Source organism: Streptomyces nigrescens (assembly GCF_027626975.1).
GTDB classification, from domain to species: Bacteria; Actinomycetota; Actinomycetes; order Streptomycetales; family Streptomycetaceae; genus Streptomyces; species Streptomyces nigrescens.
In genome coordinates this window covers 448,569-471,534 of record NZ_CP114203.1, presented here as the reverse complement: position 1 = coordinate 471,534, position 22,966 = coordinate 448,569, and the positions used below count along the sequence as shown (strand labels likewise).

At 71.8% G+C, this 22,966-nt stretch carries 14 protein-coding genes; 13 read left to right on the top strand and 1 reads right to left on the bottom strand.

What is annotated here, in order from left to right; genetic code table 11:
• Window positions 1-159 precede the first annotated feature (159 nt).
• The 13 genes from STRNI_RS02180 to STRNI_RS02120 all read left to right on the top strand — a co-directional run bounded on the left by STRNI_RS02180 (window position 160) and on the right by STRNI_RS02120 (window position 22,107).
• The gene (locus STRNI_RS02180) at window positions 160-1,236 is read left to right on the top strand and encodes a chitinase (protein ID WP_308433112.1); all 1,077 of its coding nucleotides are present in this window, start codon (window positions 160-162) and stop codon (window positions 1,234-1,236) included.
• A 505-nt stretch (window positions 1,237-1,741) separates the two neighbouring features.
• Window positions 1,742-6,667, top strand: coding sequence for an Ig-like domain repeat protein (locus STRNI_RS02175; RefSeq protein WP_277410401.1), 4,926 nt, complete (start codon window positions 1,742-1,744; stop codon window positions 6,665-6,667).
• Window positions 6,616-11,382, top strand: coding sequence for a beta strand repeat-containing protein (locus STRNI_RS02170; protein ID WP_277410400.1), 4,767 nt, complete (start codon window positions 6,616-6,618; stop codon window positions 11,380-11,382). Before STRNI_RS02175 ends, STRNI_RS02170 begins: the two co-directional genes overlap by 52 nt.
• 224 nt (window positions 11,383-11,606) lie before the next feature.
• The gene (locus STRNI_RS02165; protein ID WP_277410399.1) at window positions 11,607-12,761 is read left to right on the top strand and encodes an NAD(P)/FAD-dependent oxidoreductase; all 1,155 of its coding nucleotides are present in this window, start codon (window positions 11,607-11,609) and stop codon (window positions 12,759-12,761) included.
• Between the two features lie 27 nt (window positions 12,762-12,788).
• The gene (locus tag STRNI_RS02160) at window positions 12,789-13,103 is read left to right on the top strand and encodes a (2Fe-2S)-binding protein (protein ID WP_018091458.1); all 315 of its coding nucleotides are present in this window, start codon (window positions 12,789-12,791) and stop codon (window positions 13,101-13,103) included.
• Entirely contained in the window at window positions 13,084-14,547 is a 1,464-nt protein-coding gene (locus STRNI_RS02155; protein WP_148588397.1) for an FAD/NAD(P)-dependent oxidoreductase, read from the top strand. Before STRNI_RS02160 ends, STRNI_RS02155 begins: the two co-directional genes overlap by 20 nt.
• A 71-nt stretch (window positions 14,548-14,618) precedes the next feature.
• Entirely contained in the window at window positions 14,619-15,527 is a 909-nt protein-coding gene (locus tag STRNI_RS02150; RefSeq protein ID WP_148588398.1) for a dihydrodipicolinate synthase family protein, read from the top strand.
• Between the two features lie 31 nt (window positions 15,528-15,558).
• A complete protein-coding gene (locus STRNI_RS02145) occupies window positions 15,559-16,563 on the top strand; it encodes a proline racemase family protein (RefSeq protein ID WP_274740753.1) in 1,005 nt (334 codons plus the stop codon).
• Entirely contained in the window at window positions 16,560-17,942 is a 1,383-nt protein-coding gene (locus STRNI_RS02140; RefSeq protein WP_277410398.1) for an aldehyde dehydrogenase family protein, read from the top strand. The genes STRNI_RS02145 and STRNI_RS02140 overlap by 4 nt, the downstream gene beginning before the upstream one ends.
• 47 nt (window positions 17,943-17,989) lie before the next feature.
• Window positions 17,990-18,676, top strand: coding sequence for a GntR family transcriptional regulator (locus STRNI_RS02135; RefSeq protein ID WP_277410397.1), 687 nt, complete (start codon window positions 17,990-17,992; stop codon window positions 18,674-18,676).
• A gap of 153 nt (window positions 18,677-18,829) precedes the next feature.
• Window positions 18,830-20,095, top strand: coding sequence for an alpha/beta fold hydrolase (locus STRNI_RS02130; RefSeq protein WP_277410396.1), 1,266 nt, complete (start codon window positions 18,830-18,832; stop codon window positions 20,093-20,095).
• A 49-nt stretch (window positions 20,096-20,144) separates the two neighbouring features.
• Complete coding sequence (locus STRNI_RS02125) at window positions 20,145-21,332, top strand: M6 family metalloprotease domain-containing protein (protein WP_277410395.1); 1,188 nt, start codon at window positions 20,145-20,147, stop codon at window positions 21,330-21,332.
• A gap of 208 nt (window positions 21,333-21,540) precedes the next feature.
• Window positions 21,541-22,107, top strand: coding sequence for a GNAT family N-acetyltransferase (locus STRNI_RS02120; RefSeq protein ID WP_277410394.1), 567 nt, complete (start codon window positions 21,541-21,543; stop codon window positions 22,105-22,107).
• A gap of 59 nt (window positions 22,108-22,166) precedes the next feature.
• Here STRNI_RS02120 and STRNI_RS02115 read toward each other — a convergent pair whose 3' ends face one another.
• The gene (locus STRNI_RS02115) at window positions 22,167-22,949 is read right to left on the bottom strand and encodes a phosphotransferase enzyme family protein (protein ID WP_277410393.1); all 783 of its coding nucleotides are present in this window, start codon (window positions 22,947-22,949) and stop codon (window positions 22,167-22,169) included.
• Window positions 22,950-22,966: the final 17 nt, after the last annotated feature.

Sequence of the window (22,966 nt, the reverse complement as noted above, 5' to 3'; positions counted from 1 at the left end):
GTCGCGCGTGCTGCGTGGACTGCTGCACCAGGACCTTCCCTCCCGCACATGCCGCCCGAAGTCCCCGGACCCGGGCCGCGGCAGACGGAATCTCCCGTCGCCCCCGTGCCGTAGGTCCGAACAGCACTGCCCACCCCCACCGTTGGAGGCCGCCCGATGATGACGCACCACGCAGACGCGCACGTTTCTCGGCGGAGCCGCAAGCGGAGGCCGACCGCCGTCGCGGCGACGGCGGCGGTGATAGCGGCGTCGCTGCTCGCCGGGTGCTCGTCCGAGGAGCCGGAGAAGCCCAAGCGACCGGACCCGGTGCCTCCCTCCCCGCAGCAGAGCAGCCACGCTCCCACGCCGAAGACCGGCGCTTTCTCGCCCTACGTGGACACCTCGCTCAAGCCCTCCTTCGACCTCGTCAAGGCGGCCGAGGAGACCGGCGTGAAGGAGTACAACCTGGCCTTCGTCTCCCCGGGAGGCGGCTGCGTGCCCAAGTGGGGCGGCCGGCAGGCGCTCGGCGCCAACCCCGTGGCGCGGCAGGCGGACGAGCTGCGCGCCCAGGGCGGCGATGTACGGATCTCCTTCGGCGGGCAGAGCGGCAATGAACTGGCCCGGGTCTGCGGCTCGGTGGACAAGCTGGTGAACGCGTACACCAAGGTCATCGACGCATACGGCCTGACCAAGGCCGACTTCGACATCGAGGGCCCCGCGCTGACGGACACCAAGGCCAACGACCTCCGCGCCAAGGCGATCGCCCGGCTTCAGCAGCGCAGGAAACTGGACGTCTCCTACACCCTCCCGGTGATGCCCTCCGGCCTCAACCGGCACGCCGTCGATGTGCTGAAGAGCGCCAAGAAGAACGGTGCCCGGATCTCCACCGTGAACATCATGGCCATGGACTACGGCACCTACTACGACGGCGACATGGGCAAATACGCCGTCGCGGCCGCCACCGCCACCCAGAAGCAGGTCAAGGGCGTGCTGGGTATCCGGGACGAGGCCAAGGCCTGGAAGAGCGTCGCGGTCACGCCGATGATCGGTGTGAACGACGTCAAGGGCGAGGTCTTCCGGCCCGACGACGCGGCCGAGCTCAAGAAGTTCGCCGAGGAGAAGGGGCTCGGCCGGCTGTCGATGTGGTCGGTCACCCGGGACAAGCCCTGTCCGGGAGGCGCCAACATCAAGGCGATGGCGACCTGTTCGAGCATCGGCAAGAAGACGAACGAGTTCGTGCGGGCTTTCGCGGGCTGAGCAGGGCGGCCGGCCGGGGCGGACCGGGCACCGCCGGCACCGAGTTGACATGCCGTGGGACAGGTCACCGCGGTGCGCCGGTGTCCGGGTTCCGCTCGCCCGTTCGGGTGAGCTCGATCCCGGTGTGTTGCCTTCACTTCACCAGGATGGGTTACTGAGTCCGTCCGATTCCGGTGGGCCGCCCATCCTTTCCGGGGGAGTGGAAGGCGTCTTGCCTGGTTCGGCGCATCGGTGTGTGATGAGGATGCCGTTCGGGCGCTCCTCCGTGGGGATGTGCAGGACCGGCCATGTCGGCGCGCGGTTTGCGGGCGCCTCATGGTGCGGCGGGCCCGCATGTTGGTCTGGAGCCCGTCATGCCTGCTGCCCGCGCTGTGTGCCCCGTCCGCGCCATCGGTCTTCGATGGATGGCCACGACGGGCCGGCACGCCCCCCTCCTGCAACTGCCCGGCGAAGAACGCCCCGTTGACCCGAGCACCGGGGCCGCGGTGTGGGCGGTGACACCGGCATGCTGACTCCGGAACGCCCCAGCGGGCTCGTCATCCTCACCGACCGCCACGGGAACTGCATCGCCGTCCTCGACCCGTGGTCCCACCGGATCGTCCCCACCCTCACCGCGCCCGTCCCGCTGGTGGCGCGGGGCGAAGCCCACAGCCCGGTCCTGTGCACCGTGGTCGACCACGCTGATGTGCCGGCGTCGAACGACAGCGGCACCCTGCTGCGCGCCCTTGCCGAGCTGCGCAACCGGTCGGCCCTCGCACCGATGCCGGGACGGTTCGATGCCGCCGCCCGTTCCGGCACGCCGGCACCGCGCAACCAGTTCTCCGGTGTCTTCCCCGACCAGGGCTCCTACAGCGGCGGAACCCTGGTGACCATCATCGGGCGCAACTTCAGCCGCGCCACGGCCGTCAGCTTCGGTCCGCGCCCGGCAGCGAGTTTCACCGTCCTCGACGACACGACCATCGTCGCGGTGACTCCCTCGGGCCAGGGGGCGGTCCCGGTCATGGTCACCACCCCCGGCGGATCCGCCCGGGTCGGCTACTTCTTCTACATCTTCTGGCCCAGCCTGACAGGCATCGCTCCCGCCACCGGTCCGATCGGCGGCGGCAACACCGTCATCCTCACCGGCGCCAATCTGCGCACCGCGCTGCTCGTCCGCTTCGGCGACGCCGTCGCCTTCCCCACGGCGCTCTCCGACCGGCAGGTCAGTGTCACCGTTCCTCCTGCCGCGGGGCCCGGCACCGTCCCCGTCCGTATCACCACCCGCGGCGGGGTGAGCAACAGACTGCTCTACACCTACGCGGCGGTGGCAGATGTCACCGGCGTCAGCCCGGACACCGGGCCGATCGCGGGCGGCACCACCCTCGTCCTGACCGGCAGCGGCCTCGCCCGCGTCAGCGGCGTCACGATCGACGGCGTCCCCGTGAGGTCCTTTCGCGCGTACTCCGACAACCTGCTCGTCGTGGTGACGCCCGAGGGCGTTCCCGGCCCCGCCGACTTCGTCGTCACCACACCCGCGGGCAGTGTCACGCTTCCCAACGCCTTCACTTACAAGGCGCCGGCGGCGATGACCGTCACCTCCACACCGGACCCCTCCCTTGCCGGCCAGGAAGTGGCCTTCACCGCGACCCTGGTGGGGGTCCCGCCCACGACGGGTACACCGTCCGGCACCGTCACCTTCGACTTCGGCGACGGAACAGCGCCGGTGACGGCCCGCCTCACGGACGCCACGGCCACGGTCAACCACGCCTACACCGACGCGTCGGACACCCCCTACGCCGTCACCGTCAACTACAGCGGCGACCTCTACTTCATGGCCACCACCGGAACGGACACCCAGGCCGTCGAAGCAGCGCCGACCACCACCACGGTGACCCACGGCCCCGATCCGTCCCTGGCCGGGCAGCCGGTCACCTTCGTCGCGCGGGTCGCTCCCACCCCACCGGGAGCCGGTGCGCCGACGGGCACCGTGACGTTCGACTTCGGCGACAACACCCCGCCCGCCACCGTGCCGATGGCGGGCGGCTCCGCGACCGTGGCCCACACCTTTGAGAGCGCCGCCGCACTGCCGTACACGGTCACCGCCACCTACAGCGGCGACGACAACTTCACCCCTTCCACGGGGACGGAAAGCCAGACCGTGCAGCAGGCGGCGACGGCCACCACGGTGGACCTCGCGCCCAACCCCTCCGTGGCCGGACAGCCGGTGACCGCGACCGCGACGGTCGCCGTCGTCCCGCCCGGAGCCGCCGCACCGACCGGGACGGTCACCTTCGATTTCGGCGACGGCACCCCGCCGGTCGACGCACCGCTCACCGACGGCACCGCCGCCACCAGCCATGTCTACGCCGGTACGACGGGCAGCCCGTTCACGGTCACCGCCACCTATCAGGGCGACGGGAACCTGGAGCCCTCCACGGGGACCGGCAGCCAGTCGGTGGGACCGAGCGCGTCGTCGACGACGGTGGTCTCCGCGCCGGATCCTTCGACGGTGGGGCAGTTGGTCACGTTCAGCGCGACGGTCGCCGCGCTCGCGCCCGGAGCGGGTACCCCGACCGGGACGGTCACCTTCGATTTCGGCGACGGTACGGCGCCCGTCGACGCACCGCTCACGGACGGCACCGCCGCCACCGGCCACGTCTACGCCGCCGCGGCGGACAGCCCCTACGCGGTCACCGCCACGTACGACGGTGACGCGGACTTCACGACGTCCTTCGGTACCGACACCCAGAGCGTCCAGCCGGCCGGCACCACGATCGCCGTGGTCTCCGCGCCGGATCCTTCGACGGTGGGTCAGCCGGTCACATTCAGCGCGACGGTCACCGCGCTCGCACCCGGTGCCGGTACCCCGACCGGGACGGTCACCTTCGACTTCGGCGACAGCACACCACCCGTCACCGCATTCCTCACCGACGGCGCCACCGACCTCACCCACACCTACAACGACGCGGCCGAACTGCCGTACACGGTCACCGCCATCTACAACGGTGACGACGACTTCACCACCTCGCTCGGTACCGACACCCAGACCGTGCAGCCGGCCGACACCACCACCGCCGTGGCCTCCGCACCCGACCCCTCCACGGTGGGGCAGGAGACGACCTTCGTCGCGCAGATCCTCCCCGAGGCCCCGGCGGCCGGAGCGCCGACGGGAACCGTGACCTTCGAGTTCGGCGACGGCACCCCGCCCGTCACGGCACCCGTCGAGGGCGGCACGGCCACGGTCACCCATGTCAATCCGGAGGTGGCGGAGAGCCCGTACACGGTCGCCGCGACCTACAGCGGCGACGACAACTTCAACCCCTCCGCGGGGACGGACATCCAGTCGGTCGCCAAGGCGGTGCCCACGACGACGGTGAGCTCCTCCCCGGAGCCTTCGGTCACCGGCGAGACGGTCACCCTCACCGCGACCGTCGCGGCTCCCACACCGGCCGCGGGTACTCCGACCGGGACGGTCACCTTCGACTTCGGTGACGGCACCGCACCTGTCACCGTCCCCCTCACCGACGGCACCGCCGACCTCACCCACGCCTACACCAGCGCGCCCAGCAGCCCGTACACGGTCACCGTCACCTACAGCGGGGACGACAACTTCACCGAGTCCGCCGGCACCACAACGCACAGTGTCGAGCAGGCCGCGACCACCACCACGGTCACCGCCGCTCCCGACCCGTCCGTGACGGGGGAGTCGGTGACCGTCACCGTGACCCCCACCGCGCCCGCCTCGGGCATCCCGACCGGGCCGGTCACCTTTGACTTCGGTGACGGCACCCCGGTCCTCACCGCCGAGCTCGTGGGCGGCACGGTGACGGTCACCCACCCCTACACCAGCGTCTCCGGCAGCCCCTACACGATCAACGCGGTCTACCTCGGTGACGCCAACTACGCCGCGTCCGAGGACACCCTCGTCCACGCCGTCGCCCCGGCCGCGACCACCACCACGGTGACCTCCTCGCGGGTTCCCTCGGCGGTGGGCGAGAGCGTCATGCTGATCGCGCGGGTAACTCCGGTGCCGCCAGGGGCCGGTGCGCCGACCGGCACGGTCACCTTCGACTTCGGTGACGGCACCACTCCCGCCACTGCACCGGTCTCCCACAACGTGGCCTCGGTGACGCACACCTACGTCAGCACCGCGGGCAGCCCCTACCCCGTCACCGCGACCTACAGCGGTGACGCCGACTTCGCCGCCTCCACCGGGACGTTCGCCCAGGGCGTGGAGACCAGCGTTTCGGGCACCTCCACGACGGTGAGCTCCGCTCCCGACCCGTCCGTAGTGGGACAGGCGGTCACCGTCACCGCGACCGTCGTGGCCGTTCCGCCCGCCTCGGGCACCCCGGCCGGGACGGTGACCTTCGAATTCGGCGACGGCACCCCGACCATGACGGCCCCGCTCACGGGCGGCACGGCGACGGCCACCCACACCTACACTGCGGCCGCCGATCCCGCCACGATCACCGCGGTCTACAACGGTGACGGGAACTTCGCGGGTTCGGCCGGTCTCGACACCCAGACGGTCTCGCAGGCGGCCACGTCGACGACGGTGGCCTCCGCGCCGGACCCGTCCGTGACCGGCCAGTACGTCACCTTCACCGCGACCGTCACCTCGGCGGACGCGGGTGCCGGTACACCGACCGGCACGGTCACCTTCGACTTCGGCGACGGCACCCCGGGCCTCACGGCGCCCCTCACCGACGGGGTGGCGACCGCCGTGCACGCCTACCCCCACACCTCCGGCAGCCCGTACCCGGTCACCGCCACCTACAACGGCGGGGCGAGCTTCACGCCTTCCACGGACACCGACACCCAGACCGTGAACCCGGCGACCGCGTCCCTCACCGTCTTCTCGTCGGCGGACCCTTCCACGGTCGGCCAGCCGGTGACCGTCACCGCGAACCTCACGGCGGATGCCCCGGCGGCGGGCACCCCGACCGGGACGATCACCTTCGACTTCGGCGACGGCACCCCGACCGTCACCGCCACCGCCGTGGCCGGCACGGTGACGGTCACTCATGCGTACACCACCACGGCCGGCAGCCCGTTCACCCTCTCGGCCACCTACAGCGGGGACGAAGACTTCAGCCCCGCCACGGCCACCGCCTCCCAGACCCTGTACCCGGCCTCGACCACCACCGAGGTGACCTCCGGTCCGAACCCCTCGGTCGTGGGGGAGCCGGTGACCGTCACCGCGACGGTCGCACCGGTCCCGCCGGGTGCCGGCACACCGACCGGTACGGTCACCGTCGACTTCGGCGATGCCACCACTCCGGCCACGGCCCCCTGGCCGGTGGAGCCGTCACGCTCACCCACACCTACACCGGCAGCGTCAGCAGCCCGTACACGATCACCGCCACCTACGGCGGCAGCGACGACTTCACCGACTCGGTGGCCACGGCCACCCAGTCGGTCCTGCAGGCCGCGACGACCACCACGCTGACCTCCGAGCCGGACCCGTCCGTGGTCGGCCAGCCGGTCGCCTTCACGGCGATCGTCGCTCCGGTGGAACCGGGAAGCGGGTCGCCGACAGGAACGGTCATCTTCGACTTCGGCGACGGGACGGACCCGGCCCCGCTGCCGGTCATCGCCGGGGTGGCGACGGCCCTGCACGCCTACACCGGTCCCGCCGGCAGCCCGTACACCGCCACCGCCACCTACAGCGGCGACACCGATTTCACCGCTTCCAGCGACACCACCACACAGTCCGTCGGCCAGGCCGGGTCCACGACGGTGGTCACCACGTCACCCGAACCGGCGGTGACCGGCCAGCCGGTGACCGTCACCGCGACCCTCTCGGCCGCCGCGCCGGGGGACGGGACACCGACCGGCACGGTCACCTTCGACTTCGGCGACGGTACGTCACCCCTCACGGTGCCGGCCACGGCCGGGGTGGCCACGACGACGCACACCTGGGCCGGTACGTCCGGCAGCCCGTACACCGTCACGGCCGACTACAGCGGGGACGCCGGCTTCACCCCGTCCACCGGCACCGGCATCCAGACCGTGGCCCCGGCCGCGACCTTCACCTCCGTCAGCGGAGTTCCCGAGCCTTCGGTGACGGGCCAGCCGGTGGACATCACCGCGACGGTCTCTGTCGTCGCCCCGGGGGCCGGTACCCCCACCGGTTCGGTCACCTTCGACTTCGGTGACGGCACCCCGTCCGTCACCGAACCCGTGACGGACGGCACCGCCACCCTCACCCACACCTGGGCGGGCACCTCCGCAGGCCCGTACACCGTCTCGGCCACCTACAGCGGGGACGCCGACTTCAGCCCCTCCACCGGCACCGACACCCAGACCGTGGCCCCGGCCGCGACCACCACCACCGTCAGCGGACTGCCGGAGCCCTCGGTGACCGGCCAGCCGGTGACGTTCCTCGCCAGGGTGACGTCCGAAGCCCCGGGCGATGGCGCGCCGACGGGGACGGTGACCTTCGACTTCGGGGACGGGACCGCGCCGGTCACCGTCACCGCAGCGGGTGGGGTGGCGACCGCGGTGCACGCGTACACGAGCGCCACGGGCGGCCCCTACACGGTTCACGCCGCCTACAGCGGCGACGACCAGTTCACCCCCTCCGTGGGGACCAAAACCCACATCGTGCAGCCGGCGATGTCGACGACGGTGCTCAGCTCGTTGCCGGATCCCGCGGTGACGGGCCAGCCGGTGGACATCACCGCGACGGTCTCCGCGGCCGCCCCGGGGGCGGGTGCCCCCACCGGTTCGGTCACCTTCGACTTCGGCGACGGCACCCCGCCCGTCACCGCATCCGTGACGGACGGCACCGCCACCCTGACCCATGCATGGACGAGTACGTCCGGCAGCCCGTACGCCCTCACCGCCGAGTACAGCGGGGACACGGACTTCACGCCCTCCACGGGAACCGACACCCAGACCGTCACCCCGGCCGCGACCACCACCGCCGTGGCCTCCTCGCCCGATCCCGCGGTGACGGGCCAGCCGGTGGACATCACCGCGACGGTCTCCGCGGCCGCTCCGGGGGCCGGCACCCCCACCGGTACGGTCACCTTCGACTTCGGCGACGGCACCCCCTCCGTCACCGCCACGGTCACCGCCGGGGTGGCAACCGCGACGCACACCTGGGCCGGTACGTCCGGCAGCCCGTTCACCGTCACGGCCGACTACAGCGGGGACACCGACTTCGCCTCCTCCACCGGCACCGACAGCCAGACCGTCGGTCAGACCTCTTCCTCCATGACCCTGTTCACCTCCCCGGATCCGTCCGTGGCCGGGCAGCAGGTCACCTTCACCGCCCGGGTCACCGCCGTTCCTCCGGGCGCGGGCACCCCCACCGGGACCGTCACCTTCGATTTCGGCGACGGCACCGTGCCCGTCACCGCACCGGTCTCCTCCGACGTGGCGACCGTGACGCACGCCTACGCGAGCACGGCGGGCAGCCCCTACACGGTCACCGCCACCTACAGCGGTGACGCCGACTTCGCCCCTGCCACCATCACCGGAGACCACACGGTGGCGGTCAGCGCCGCCACCACGTCGACGACCGTGAGCTCCTCCCCGGACCCCTCGGTGACGGGCCAGCCGGTGACCTTCACCGCGACCGTGGCACCGACCCCGCCCGGCGCCGGGGTGCCCACCGGAACGGTTTCCTTCACCTTCGGCGACGGAACGGCGGCCCTCACGGCACCGGTCACCGGCGGGGTGGCGACCGTCACGCACGCCTACACCACCGCGACGGGCAGCCCCCACACCGTGACCGCGAACTACAGCGGGGACGCCAACTTCAGCTCCTCCTCGGGCACGGACAGTCAGACGGTCGATCCGGCGTCGACGCTGACGACGGTGACTGCCACGCCGGGCCCGTCCGTGGTCGGCCAGCCGGTGACCTTCACCGCGACCGTCACACCGGTCGAGCCGGGAGCCGGGGTGCCGGCCGGCGCGGTCACCTTCGACTTCGGGGACGGCACACCGCCCACACTGACGTCGGTTTCCGACGGCGTCGCCAGGATCACGCACACGTACACGAGCGCGGGCGGCCCCTACACGGTGACCGCGCAGTATGACGGGGACGACAGCTTCACGTCGTCGAGTGGGAGTGACACCCAGACGGTCGGCAGGGCGGCGACGACGACTGGGGTGGTGTCGTCGCCGGATCCCACGGTGGTGGGTCAGTCGACCACTGTTACGGCTTCGGTGGCTTCTGTTGCGCCGGGGGCGGGTGCGCCGTCGGGTACGGTCACGTTTGATTTCGGTGATGGGAGTCCGACTTTTACGGCGCCGGTGAGTAATGGTCTGGCGATGGTGACGCATGCCTATGGCAGTACGTCGGGGAGTCCGTTCGCCATTACGGGTACGTATGACGGGGATGCCAACTTCACGTCGTCGAGCGGGAGCGACACTCAGGCCGTCGGCAGGGCGGCGACGACGACTGGGGTGGTGTCGTCGCCGGATCCCACGGTGGTGGGTCAGTCGACCACTGTTACGGCTTCGGTGGCTTCTGTTGCGCCGGGGGCGGGTGCGCCGTCGGGTACGGTCACGTTTGATTTCGGTGATGGGAGTCCGACTTTTACGGCGCCGGTGAGTAATGGTCTGGCGATGGTGACGCATGCCTATGGCAGTACGTCGGGGAGTCCGTTCGCTATTACCGGTACGTATGACGGGGACGCCAACTTCACGTCGTCGAGCGGGAATGACACCCAGACCGTCGGCAAGGCGGGCACCACCACGGCGGTGGCCTCCTCGCCCGATCCCACGGTCGTCGGTCAGCCCACCACCCTCACGGCCTCCGTCGCCTCCGTCACGCCCGGCGCCGCCGCCCCCACCGGCACGGTCACCTTCAGCTTCGGCGACGGCACCGGCTCCACCACCACCACGCTCTCCGACGGCATCGCGACCGTCACCCACACCTACACCACCCGGACCGGCAGCCCCTTCCCCGTCACGGCGACCTACAACGGGGATGCCGGCTTCACGTCGTCGAGTGGGAGCGATACGCAGACGGTCGGCAGGGCGGCGACGACGACGGCGGTGGTTTCTTCGCCGGATCCGTCGGTGGCGGGGCAGGCGGTGACGCTGACGGCGACGGTCTCCGCGGTGGCGCCGGGTGCCGGTACTCCCACGGGTACGGTCATCTTCAGTTTCGGTGATGGCACCAGCGCCGGCACCGCGACGCTCTCCGGCGGCATCGCGACCGTGACGCACACGTTCAACGGGACCTCCGGCAGCCCGTATCTGCTCACGGCGACCTACAACGGCGACGGCAGCTTCACGCCGTCGAGTGGGAGCGATACGCAGACGGTCGGTAAGGCGGCGACGACGACGGCGGTGGTGTCTTCGCCGGATCCGTCGGTGGCGGGGCAGGCGGCGACGCTGACGGCGACGGTCTCCGCGGTGGCGCCGGGTGCGGGCACTCCCACGGGGACGGTCACCTTCGGTTTCGGGGACGGCACCAGTGCCGCCACGGCAACGCTCTCCGGCGGCACCGCTACCGTCACCCACACCTATGCCACCAGGAACGGAAGTCCCTTCCCCGTCACGGCCACTTACAACGGGGACACCAACTTCTCGGCCTCCACCGGCAACGACACCCAGACGCTCACCAAGAGCGCGACCACCAGCACGGTGACCTCCACTCCCGACCCCTCGGCGTCCGGTGGGACGGTGACCGTCCGGGCTACCGTCTCGTCCCCGGCCGGTGCGCCGACCGGGACGGTCACCTTCAGTTTCGGTGACGGCACCGGCGCCGCCACCGCGACGCTCTCCGGCGGTGTCGCGACCGTCACCCACACCTACACGACCACCACCGGAAGCCCCTTCACCCTCACGGCCACCTACGGCGGGGACGCGAGCTTCACGGGCTCCACCGGCAGTGATACCCAGACCGTCAACCGGGCCGCGACCTCCACCACCGTGGTCTCCACCCCCAACCCCTCGACGACGGGTGACCGGGTCACGGTCACCGCGACCGTGGTTCCGGTCGCCCCCGGAACGGGTACGCCCACCGGAACCGTCACCCTCGCCATCACGGGACGCACCCCCCAGGCCGTGCCCCTCGTCGGCGGCACGGCCAGCGTGTCCTTCAACCCGCTGCAGAAGGGGACCCACCTCGTCACCGGCAACTACAACGGCGACGTCGGTTTCGCGCCCTCCGCCGGAACCACGGTCCAGACGGTGCCATGACGGAGCGGTGCCCCGGATCCCGTGCCGGATCCGGGGCATCACCGTGTTCAGACCGCCTCGGGGAAGTGGCAGGCGCCGGAGAGGTGTTGGCGCGTCCGTTACTTACCCGGATCCGAGGGGTCCTGGAGAATCGGGACGCCTCGACGGCCGTCCGTCCCGGGGGAGTTGCGGTCGTATGACGCGCCACCCTTGGCATCGTCAGTGCAATGTGAAATATTACTGACGTGCCCACGAGAAGAACCTCGGATGTCATCGTCGTCGGCGCGGGCGTGGTCGGCGCGGCCTGCGCCTACTACGCGGCCCGCGCCGGCCTCTCCGTCACCGTGCTCGACCGCGGCCCCGTCGCGGGCGGCACCACGGGTGCCGGCGAGGGCAACCTCCTGGTCTCCGACAAGGAACCCGGGCCCGAACTCGATCTCGCCCTGCTGTCCACCGGGTTGTGGCGGGAACTGGCGGAACTGCTCCCGCCGCAGATCGAGTACGAGCCCAAGGGTGGCCTCGTGGTCGCCGCCGGTGAGGCCGGGATGCAGGCCCTGCGCGACTTCGCGGCCGGACAGGGCAAGGCCGGTGTGCGGGCGGAGGAGGTCCCGGGGGACCGGTTGCAGGAACTGGAGCCGCATCTGACTCCCGGTCTGGCAGGGGGCTTTCACTACCCGCAGGACGCGCAGGTGATGCCGGCCCTGGCCGCCGCGCATCTGCTGCGCACGGTGGGTGACCGGGTGTGTCTGCGGCTCGGTGAGGAGGTCACCGGCCTGCTGACCGCGGCGGACGGCTCGGTGCGGGGGGTGCGTACGGCGGCGGGTGAGGTGCATGCTCCGCATGTGGTCAATGCGGCCGGTACCTGGGGTGGCGAGTTCGCCCGGCTCGCGGGCGTCGGGCTACCGGTGCTGCCGCGCCGCGGCTTCGTGCTCGTCACGGAACCGCTGCCGCGGGTGGTGCGGCGCAAGGTCTACGCGGCCGACTATGTGGCCGATGTCGCCAGCGGTTCGGCGGCGCTGCAGACCTCGGCGGTGGTCGAGGGCACCGCGGCGGGCCCCGTCCTGATCGGTGCCAGCCGCGAACGGGTCGGTTTCGACCGCACGTTGTCGACCGAGGTGCTGCGCCGCCTGGCGGCCCAGGCCACCGCCCTGTTCCCGGTCCTGGCCGGGGTCCGCGCGATGCGGACGTACGTGGGGTTCCGCCCCTACCTCCCCGACCATCTGCCGGCCATCGGCCCCGATCCGCGGGTGCCCGGCCTGCTGCACGCCTGCGGACACGAAGGCGCGGGGATCGGTCTCGCCCCGGCCACCGGGCTGCTCATCGCGCGGTCCCTGGGCGGCGGCGAACTTCCCCTGGACCCGGGCCCGTTCAACCCCGCCCGCTTCGAAGCCACCGCCTGACCCGTCCACTAGGAGAGGAGGCCCGCAGTGGCCCGTACCCCCGCCGAACTGGCAGGGGCGCACCCCGGCGCGTCGTTCGAGATCACGATGGACGGCCGTCCGGTCCCCGCTCTTCCCGGCCAGTCCGTCGCCGCGGCCCTGTGGTCCGCCGGCATCCTCGCCTGGCGCACCACCCGCACCACCGGCCGCCCGAGGGGCGCCTTCTGCGGCATCGGACAGTGCTACGACTGCCTCGCCACCATCAACGGGGAGCCCAACCGCAGGGCCTGTCTGGTGCCCGCCCGCCCCGGCGACGTGATCACCACCCAGGAGGGACACGGCCATGCCCGCATCGGCGTCTGACCCGTACGACCTCGCGGTGATCGGAGCGGGCTGCGCCGGTCTCGCCGGCGCCGTCGCGGCCGCCGGACACGGCCTGTCCGTAGCCCTGCTGGACGCCTCGCCGCAGACCGGCGGGCAGTTCTACCGGCATCCGGCGCCGGCCCTCGGCGCGGCCCGGCCCGAGGCGCTGCACCATGACTGGCCGGCCTTCGCCGCACTGCGCCGCCGGCTGGAGCGGAGCGACGTCCGCCAGCTGTCCGGGCACCACGTCTGGGCCGTCACGAAGGAGGACGGTGACCTGTGGGCGGTGCACGCCGCCACCGGGGCCGACGGCGCCGACGAGCGGCCGGTGCGGGTGCGGGCCCGTGCGGTTCTGCTCGCGACCGGCGCGTATGAACGTCAACTCCCCTTCCCCGGCTGGACCTTGCCCGGGGTCGTGGGTGCCGGGGGAGCGCAGGCCATGCTCAAGTCCGGCCTGGTGCTGCCCGGCCGGCGCATCGTCGTGGCGGGCAGCGGCCCCCTGCTCCTCGCGGTCGCCTCCTCGCTGGCCGCCGCCGGTGCGCAGGTCCCCGCCGTGATCGAGGCATCCGGCTATCAGGGATACGCACGCCATCCCCGTGTGCTCGCGGCCAACCCGCGGAAACTCGCCGAGGCGGCGGTGCACGGTGCCGCTCTGCTGCGGCACCGGGTACGGCTGCGCACCCGCAGCGCGGTCACCGAGGTGCACGGCACCGACCGGGTCTCGGCCGTCACCGTCACCCGGCTCGACCGCGACTGGCGGCCCGTACGGGGGACGGGCCGGCGGATCGCATGCGACGCGCTCGCGGTGGGACACGGCCTCGTCCCGCAGATCGAGCTGGCCACCGCACTCGGCTGCGCCACCCGCACCACCGCGGACGGGACCTTGGCCCTGGCCCTGGACGGCCTTCAGGAGACCTCGGTACGCGGTCTGTGGGCGGCGGGGGAGACCGGGGGAGTGGGCGGCGCAGAACTCGCCCGCGCGGAAGGGGAGCTGGCCGGGCTGGCGGCAGCCGTCAGACTCCACGGGCACCCCGTCCACGGAGGGCGTGTGCGGGAGCTGCGGCGCCGGCGGGACCGGATGCGTGCCTTCGCCGAGGCGATGGCCGTCAGTCACGCACCGGCGGCGGGCTGGACGGGCTGGCTGACCGACGACACGGATGTCTGCCGCTGCGAGGAGGTGACCGCCGGAAGGATCCGCGAGGCAGTCACCGACCTCGGCGCCCGTGACGCACACACCGTCAAACTCCTCACCAGGGCCGGTATGGGCTGGTGTCAGGGGCGGATGTGCGGGACGGCCGCAGCGTGCCTGGCGGCAGGCGGAGGAGCTGCGGAACCACCCGCCGAACGCCGCCCGTTCGCGGTGCCCGTGCCGCTCTCGGCGCTCGCCTCGCCCGACGAACCCACCGGGAGCCGGCCGGACGCCGCCCCGCCCGTCGACGACTGACCCGCGGGCCGCCCTTGTGGGTGCCGCGGACGGCCCAAGAAATGTCACACACCATAGAAGGGTTCACTGGTATGACCACCCTCACCTGGAACAGCAACCGCCCCTGGCGCGGGATCATGGTCGCCACGGCGCTGCCCCTGCGCGACGATCTCTCCGTCGACCACGACGCCTACGCCCGGCACGTCCGGTGGCTGATCGAGCAGGGCTGCGACGGTGTCGTACCGAACGGCTCGCTCGGCGAGTACCAGACCCTCACCGACGAGGAGCGGGCCCGCGTGGTGCGGACCGCGGTCGAAGCGGCGGGCGACGGTGCGCGGGTCATGCCCGGCGTCGCCGCCTACGGCAGCGCCGAGGCCCGGCGCTGGGCGGAGCAGGCGGCCGAAGCGGGCTGCGGCTCGGTCCTGCTGCTGCCCCCGAACGCCTACCGCGCCGACGAACGGGCCGTCCGCGCCCACTACACCGAGGTCGCAAAGGCGGGGGTGCCGGTCGTCGCGTACAACAACCCCCTCGACACCAAGGTGGATCTGACACCCGGACTGCTGGCCCGGCTGCACCAGGACGGCAGCATCGTCGCGGTCAAGGAATTCTCCGGCGATGTACGGCGGGCCTACGAGATCGCCGAACTCGCCCCGGAACTCGACCTGTTGATCGGCGCGGACGATGTCCTGCTCGAACTCGCCGTGGCCGGTGCGGTCGGCTGGATCGCCGGATACCCCAACGCCTTCCCCGCCACCTGCGCCGAGCTGTACCACGCCGCCGTCGCCGGTGACCTGGAGACCGCCCTGCCGCTCTACAAGTCCCTGCACGCGCTGCTGCGCTGGGATTCGAAGACGGAGTTCGTCCAGTGCATCAAGCTGTCCATGGACCTCGTCGGCCGCCGCGGTGGCCCCGCCCGCCCGCCGCGCTCCCCGCTCACGGGCGAGATCGAGGCCGAGGTCCGGGCCGCCACCGAGAAGGCCCGGGCCGCCGGACACCACTGACCGCATCCGTGCCGCTTCGAAAGGACTCATGGTGCGTACGCGTCATGTCTTCCACGCCGTCGACTCGCACACCGAGGGCATGCCCACGCGCGTGATCACGGGGGGCGTCGGTGTGATCCCCGGCGCCACCATGGCCGAGCGCAGGCTCCACTTCATCGAGCACCTCGACCATCTCAGGACCCTCCTGATGTACGAGCCGCGCGGGCACTCCGCCATGAGCGGCGCCATCCTCCAGCCGCCCACCCGCGCCGACGCCGACTTCGGCGTCCTCTACATCGAGGTCTCCGGCCTGCTGCCGATGTGCGGGCACGGCACCATCGGGGTCGCCACCGTCCTCGTCGAGTCCGGCATGGTGCCGGTGACCGAGCCGGTCACCCCCGTCCGGCTCGACACCCCGGCCGGCCTGGTCTCCGTCGACGTACACGTGGCGGACGGGGTGGCGAAATCGGTCACCCTCACCAATGTGCCCGCCTTCTGCGCCGCCCTGGACCGCACGGTGGAGGTCCCGGGGTACGGGAGGGTCACCTACGACCTCGCCTTCGGCGGCAATTTCTACGCCTTCGTCGAACTCGACGCGCTGGGGCTGCCGTTCGACCGGGCCCGCAAGGACGACCTGCTGGCCGCCGGACTGGCCGTCATGGCGGCGATCAACGCGTCGCCGGACCGCCCCGTCCACCCCGAGCAACCGGAGATCGCCGGGGTCAAGCATGTCTATCTGACCGCTCCCGGCTCGGACGCCCGCCACTCGCGGCATGCGATGGCGATCCACCCGGGCTGGTTCGACCGCTCGCCCTGCGGCACCGGCACCTCGGCACGGATGGCACAGCTGCACGCCCGCGGTGAACTGCCCCTGGACCGCGACTTCGTCAACGAGTCCTTCATCGGCACCCGCTTCACCGGCCGGCTCGTCGCCGAGACGGAGGTCGGCGGGCTGCCCGCCGTGGTACCGACCGTCACCGGCCGCGCCTGGATCACCGGCACCGCCCAGTACTTCCTCGACCCGGACGACCCCTTCCCCGGAGGCTTCCTCCTGTGACCACCGCCGTCTCCTCCGTCACCTCCCGCAACCCGGCCGACCCTTCCGATGTGCTGGTGTCGTTCCCGGCGCCCGGGGCCTTCGCCGCGGTGGCTGCCGTCGAGCGGGCCCGTGCGGCCCAGCCCAACTGGTCGACCGGCGGTGCCGCCGCCCGTTCGTCCGCCCTGGGCGCGGTCGCCGCCGCCCTCGAAGCCGCCGCGGACGAACTGACCGCGCTCGCCGTACGCGAAGTGGGCAAGCCGCTCACCGAGGCGCGCGCCGAGGTCGCCAGAACCGTCGCGATCTGGCGCTACTATGCCCAGGCCCCCTACGAACCCCTCGGCGCCGTGCACGAAACCGCCGCCGGCCCGGGGCTGCTGCTGACCCGCCGCCGTCCCTACGGAGTCGCCGGCCTCCTCACCCCGTGGAACTTCCCGTTCGCCATTCCGAGCTGGAAGGCCGCCCCGGCGCTCGCCGCGGGCAACACGGTGGTCCTCAAACCCGCCCCCGAGGCGACGGCCTGCGCCCGGCGCCTCGCCGCCCTCGTCGAGCAGGCCCTGCCGGCCGGGGTGTTCACCGTGCTGCCCGGCGGAGCGACCGAGGGCAACGCACTCGTCTCCGCCGCCGATGTCGTCTCCTTCACCGGGTCGACGGCCGTCGGCCGGGCGGTCGTGCATACGGCCACGGCCCGGGGCATCCCCGTCCAGGCCGAGATGGGGGGCCTGAACGCGGCCCTGGTCCTCCCGGACGCGGACATCGAACGGGCCGCGCTCCACATCGCGGCCGCGATCGCCGGATACGCGGGCCAGAAGTGCACCGCCACCAGTCGCGTGATCGCGGTCGGCGCGGCCCTCGACCCCCTGCGGGAGGCGCTCCCGGAAGCCCTGCGCGCAGTGGCCGTCGGTGACCCGGCCGACGCCTCCACCGTGTGCGGGCCGCTCATCAACGAGCCCGCACGCGACCGGGTCAGCAGAGCCTGGGACGGGCTCTCGGTCCTCGCGGGCGGCACCGTGCCCGGCCTTCCCGGCTGGTATGCGGCCCCGACCCTGGTCGAGAAGGTGCCACCGGACCACCCACTGCTGCGCGAGGAGGTCTTCGGGCCGGTCGCGGCGCTGCTGCCCGCCGACGACCTGGCCCACGCGGTCCGGATCACCAACTCGGTCCCGTACGGCCTGGTCACCTCGGTCCACTCGGCCGGCCTGGACCCGGTCCTGCACGGGCTCGACCGGCTCGACACCGGAATGATCAGGGTCAACGCCCCCTCCACCGGAGTCGACTTCCATCTGCCGTTCGGCGGCGCCAAGGAATCCGGCCACGGACCGCGGGAACAGGGCCGCGCCGCCCTGGAGTTCTACACCTCCAGCCGTACGTACACCCTGTCACCTGCGGAAACAATGTGAAATTGTATGCTGGTGATCCGCTCCGGCATGAAGGGATCACCACCGTTATGGGGCACCTGAAGCACCGCGATCTCAACGCCACCAGGGAGCGGCTGCGCGACCAGGTCGCCCACGCCCTGCGAGCCGCCCTGATCTCCGGGGAACTGCGGCCGGGGGAGGTGTACTCGGCGCCGGTCCTGGCCGAGGACTTCGGGATCTCGGCCACGCCCGTGCGCGAGGCGATGCTCGACCTGGCGCGCGAGGGCCTGGTCGAGCCCGTCCGCAACAAGGGCTTCCGGGTCACCGAAGTCAACGAGCACGACCTCGACCAGTACACCGAGATCCGCGCGCTCATCGAGATCCCCATGATCGGCCGGATCACCCGCACCGCCGCCCGTGGGGAGCTGGAGGCGCTGCGGCCGGTCGCCGAGGAGATCGTGCGCGCCGCGCGCGACCACGACCTCATCGGCTACCTGGAGGCCGACCGGCAGTTCCACCTCGAACTGCTCGGCCTCAGTGGCAACGACCGCCTCGTCGAGACCGTCGGTGAGCTGCGCAAGCGCTCGCGCCTGTACGGGCTCACCGGCCTGGACGAGCGGGGCGAGCTGATCCCGTCGGCCGAGGAACACCTCGAACTCCTCGACCTCATGCTGGCGGGCAACGCGAAGGGCGCCGAGAAGTGCATGGCCAAGCACCTGGGCCATGTCCGCTCGCTCTGGGCCAGGAGCGGAACCGCGGCGAAATCCGGTAGGTAGCGGCGGCCCGGCCGGAGCGCGGCCCACTGAGGCGAGCCCCCTTCGCTGACGTGACGTGGGGAGGGGGCTCCCCGCCGACGACGGGCCGCACCCTGCCTGTGTCATGCAATGTCACACTTCATCCTGCCCTCGGGCTGTGAAAGGGACCGACCCATGAACCCCGCCTACACCACCGTCGATCACGTCTTCACCGTTCCCCTGGACCACTCCGCCCCCGACGGGGAGGACATACAGGTCTTCGCCCGCGAGGTCGTCGACCCGGCCCGCGCGGGCGAGCGGCTGCCCTGGCTGCTGTATCTGCAAGGCGGTCCGGGCGGCAAATCCCCCCGCCCGTCGCACGGTTCGCCCGGCTGGCTGGACCAGGCGCTCACGACCCACCGGGTGCTCCTGCTCGACCAGCGCGGCACCGGCCGTTCCACCCCGGTCACCGCCCGAGCCGCCGCCCGCTTCGCATCCCCCGCCCAACTCGCCGCGTACCTGGGACACTTCCGCGCCGACTCGATAGTGGCCGACGCCGAACTGATCCGCCGGCAACTCTGCCAGGACGAACCCTGGGAGACGCTCGGCCAGAGCTACGGCGGCTTCCTCACCCTCACCTACCTCTCCCGCGCCCCCGAGGGCCTGCGGGCCTGCTACGTGACCGGTGGTCTGCCCGGTCTCACCGCCACCGCCGACGACGTCTACGCCCGTACCTACCCCCGGGTGCAAGACCGCGTCCTCGACTTCTACGCCCGCTACCCGGACGACGCCGCCCGCCTCCGCAGGATTGCCGATCTCCTCGCGACCACCGAAGTCCTACTGCCCGACGGGGACCGGCTCACCGTCCGCCGGCTGCGCACCCTCGGCCTCGCCCTCGGCATGGGCGACGGCTTCGAACGGCTCCACTGGCTGCTCGATGAATCCCTGGACACCGACGGCGAGTTGACCGACACCTTCCTCCACCAGGTGCGGAACCTGACCGGCTTCACCGACAATCCCCTCTACGCCGTGCTGCAGGAGACGCTCTACGGGCAGGGCGCCGGCCCGACCGACTGGGCAGCCTCCCGGGCACTCGAAGGCTTCACCGCCTTCACCGAGGAGGCGGACCCCCTCCTCCTCACCGGAGAAATGATCTACCCCTGGATGTTCCGGGAGATCACCGGCCTGCGGCCCTTCGCGGACGCCACCGACCTGCTGGCCGCACGCGCCGACTGGCCGCCGCTGTACGACCCCCACCGCCTCGCCGCCAACCAGGTCCCGCTCGCCGCGATCGTCTACCACGACGACATGTACGTCGATGCCGGGCTCTCCCTGCGCACCGCGCGCGAGGTCGGCGCCACCCGCGTCTGGGTCACCAATGAGTGGGAGCACGACGGGGTCTCCGCCTCCGGCGGCCGGGTCCTGTCCCGCCTGATGGACCTGGCCGCAGGCCGCGCGTAACACCTCCCGCCCGCCGCTCCCTCCCCCCACTGCCTCCGATGGGAGAGCCATGTCCGCCCTGCCGACCCGCCTGCGGCCCCTCGCCGCGGCCTTCGCCCTCGTCACCTGTCTCGCCACCCCGGCCACCTCGACCGCCGCTGCCCGGCCCAACTCATCCGCCCCTGCCGCTGATTGCGCCCTCCCCGGCAAGACCGGCTGGACGGACGAGGGCCACGACACCGACGGAACCCGCTTCCAGCGCCCCGGCGGCACCCACCGCGTCCTGACCCTGTTCGTGGACTTCCCCGACGCCCGGGCCACCGACTCCACGGACGCGTACGCCACCCACCTCGCCCCGGCCGCCGACTGGATGCGCCGGGCCAGCTACGGCCGCTCCCGGCTCGCCCTCAGCTCGTTGCACCGCTGGATCAGGATGCCCGCGGACTCCACCTCGTACGGCTTCGAGCGGGACCTCACCTTCGAGGCCCACGAGAAGTACCTGCGCGATGCGATCACCGCCGCCGACCCCCACGCGGACTTTTCCCGGTACGACATGGTCTACGTCGTCCCCACGAAGGCGGCGGCCGCGATCACCTTCTCCCCGACCTACCTCTACGACCCGGCCACACCCGGCGTCACCGCCGACGGCCGCCGCATCAAGTGGGCCGTCACCTTCGGGCAGGACATGTGGCGCTGGGGACACAAGGTCGCCGCCCACGAGACCGGTCACACCTTCGGCCTCCCCGACCTGTATTCCTTCACCGGCTCCACCCACCGGTACGCCGGCGGCTGGGACGTCATGGGCGACATCGCGGGAGCCGCCCCGCAGTACCTCGGCTGGCACTCGTGGAAGCTCGGCTGGACCCGCGACCACCAGGTCGCCTGCCTGCCGGGGACCGGGCGCCGTGCGGTACGGCTGTCCCCGGTGGAGCGCCCCGGCGGCACCAAGCTCGCCGTCCTGCGCACCGGCCAGACCACGGCGTACGTCGCCGAATCCCGCCGCCCCGAGGGCAACGATCAGCATGCCTGCTCCACCGGCGTCCTCCTCTACAAGGTCGATTCCGCCACCCCGACCGGCGAGGGCCCCGTCAGGATCCTCAACGCCCACCCGGCCACCACCCCGCCCACCGGCTGCACCCAGCTGGACATGGCCGCCTACACGCCCGGCCAGACCTTCACCGACCCGGACACCGGAGTCCGGATCGATGTCCTCACGGGCGACACGGGAGGGGACACGGTGCGTCTGAGCAAGGGGTGACCGTCAGGGGCCGTTCCTCGCCGCGGACTGATCACTGGCCGGCGGGGCCAAGTAGTCTGCAACCGGTGCTCGACCGGCCCGTTCAGCTCGGTGCACTCACAGAACAGGCTCGGTGCACCCGCAGAAGGTGGTGACGGCGACGTGGTGAGAGGGCGGGAGTCTGCTACATGACCAGCACAGTGATCACGCTGCCGCAAGGGGGCGCTCGGTGAACACGTCCGTGATGCTCCACGCGGCCGCAACGCCCACCGCGCCCGCGCTCGTTCTTCGCCCCTGGTGCCTGGAGGACGTCGACGCGGTCGTCGAGGCGTACCGGGACCCCACTCTGGGGCGCTGGACCAGCTCGCGTCCGGAAAACGAGGCCGGAGGAGTGGAGTGGATACAGGCCCAGCAGCGAGGCTGGGCAGTGGGAGACCAGCTCGGCTTCGCCGTCCTGGAAGCCCAATCCGATACCACCGCCCCACAGTTGGTGGGCAACGTCGTGCTCAAGGACGTCGCTCCCGGCAAACCGTCTGCCGAAGCCGGCTACTGGACACTGGCACACGCACGCGGCCGAGGCATCGCCTCCCGTGCGCTGGAGACGCTCACCACCTGGGCCTTCGAGACCTTCCGCGCCGAGGGGCTGGACGTCATGGAACTCCTGCACCAGGCGGACAACGTCGCATCGTGCCGCGTCGCACAAAAGAGCCGCTTCGAGTTCGCACGGACCCTGCCCGCGGCACCGCCGTTGTACCCCCTTGACAGCCATCTGCACCTACGGCACGCGAGTCCATGACGACCGCGGCCCGGGCATGACGGCTAGTTCACTTCGGCTGCCTCCGCCGCTTCGGCCCCTCAACTGCCAAGCAGCACACTCGCCCACTGTTCTTCACGCTGCTCGATGTATGCGGCGTCACTTCGCCACACATCGCCGTGACCCTCCGCCCACAGGGTCGCCCAGGGCTGCTTGCCCAGAGCGGTCTGATCCCGCAGGAAGTCATGCATGGCGCGCGTGCGACGCCCCAGCAGGGGGACCAGCTGACGCCGCTCGGCCTCGTCGAGTCCATAGGCGTCGGCGAAGGTCCGCAGCCGCTCTCCGGCATCGGTGCGCTGCCGGCCGGGATGCGCCGACAGCGGGATGAAGCCGTGCACGGCATACGCGACATCCCACAGCCGGGATCCCGGGGCGGCCGTGTCCCAGTCGATGAAGGCCCACTCGTCGTCCTCGCCGACCACGAGATTCCATGGGGCCAGGTCCTGATGGGCAATGATCTCGCTTCCCTCGGCGGGGAGGAGCACCTGCCACTGCGGGTCGGGTGGTGGGGTGAAGTCCTGCACCGCATCGTGGAATTCCCTGATGAGACGTGCCACGAGGGCCAGCCGCTCAGCGGGCTCCAGCAGGGAGAACCGGTCGGGCCAGACCACGCTGCCCGGCACGAAGGTCAGCACCTCACGGCCCTGATCGTCGATGCCGAGGGGGCGAGGAGCAGCACGGAAACCCCCCTCATACAGATGCGTGAGCAGCGCGTGCACCGCAGGGGTCCACGGCCCGGCGGGACGGCGGACGGTATCCCCGACACGGACGACGCCATCGCTGACGTTCCCACCGGTCAACGGCTGCTCTTCCTCGTGCGTCACAGCCCCAGTCTGACCGA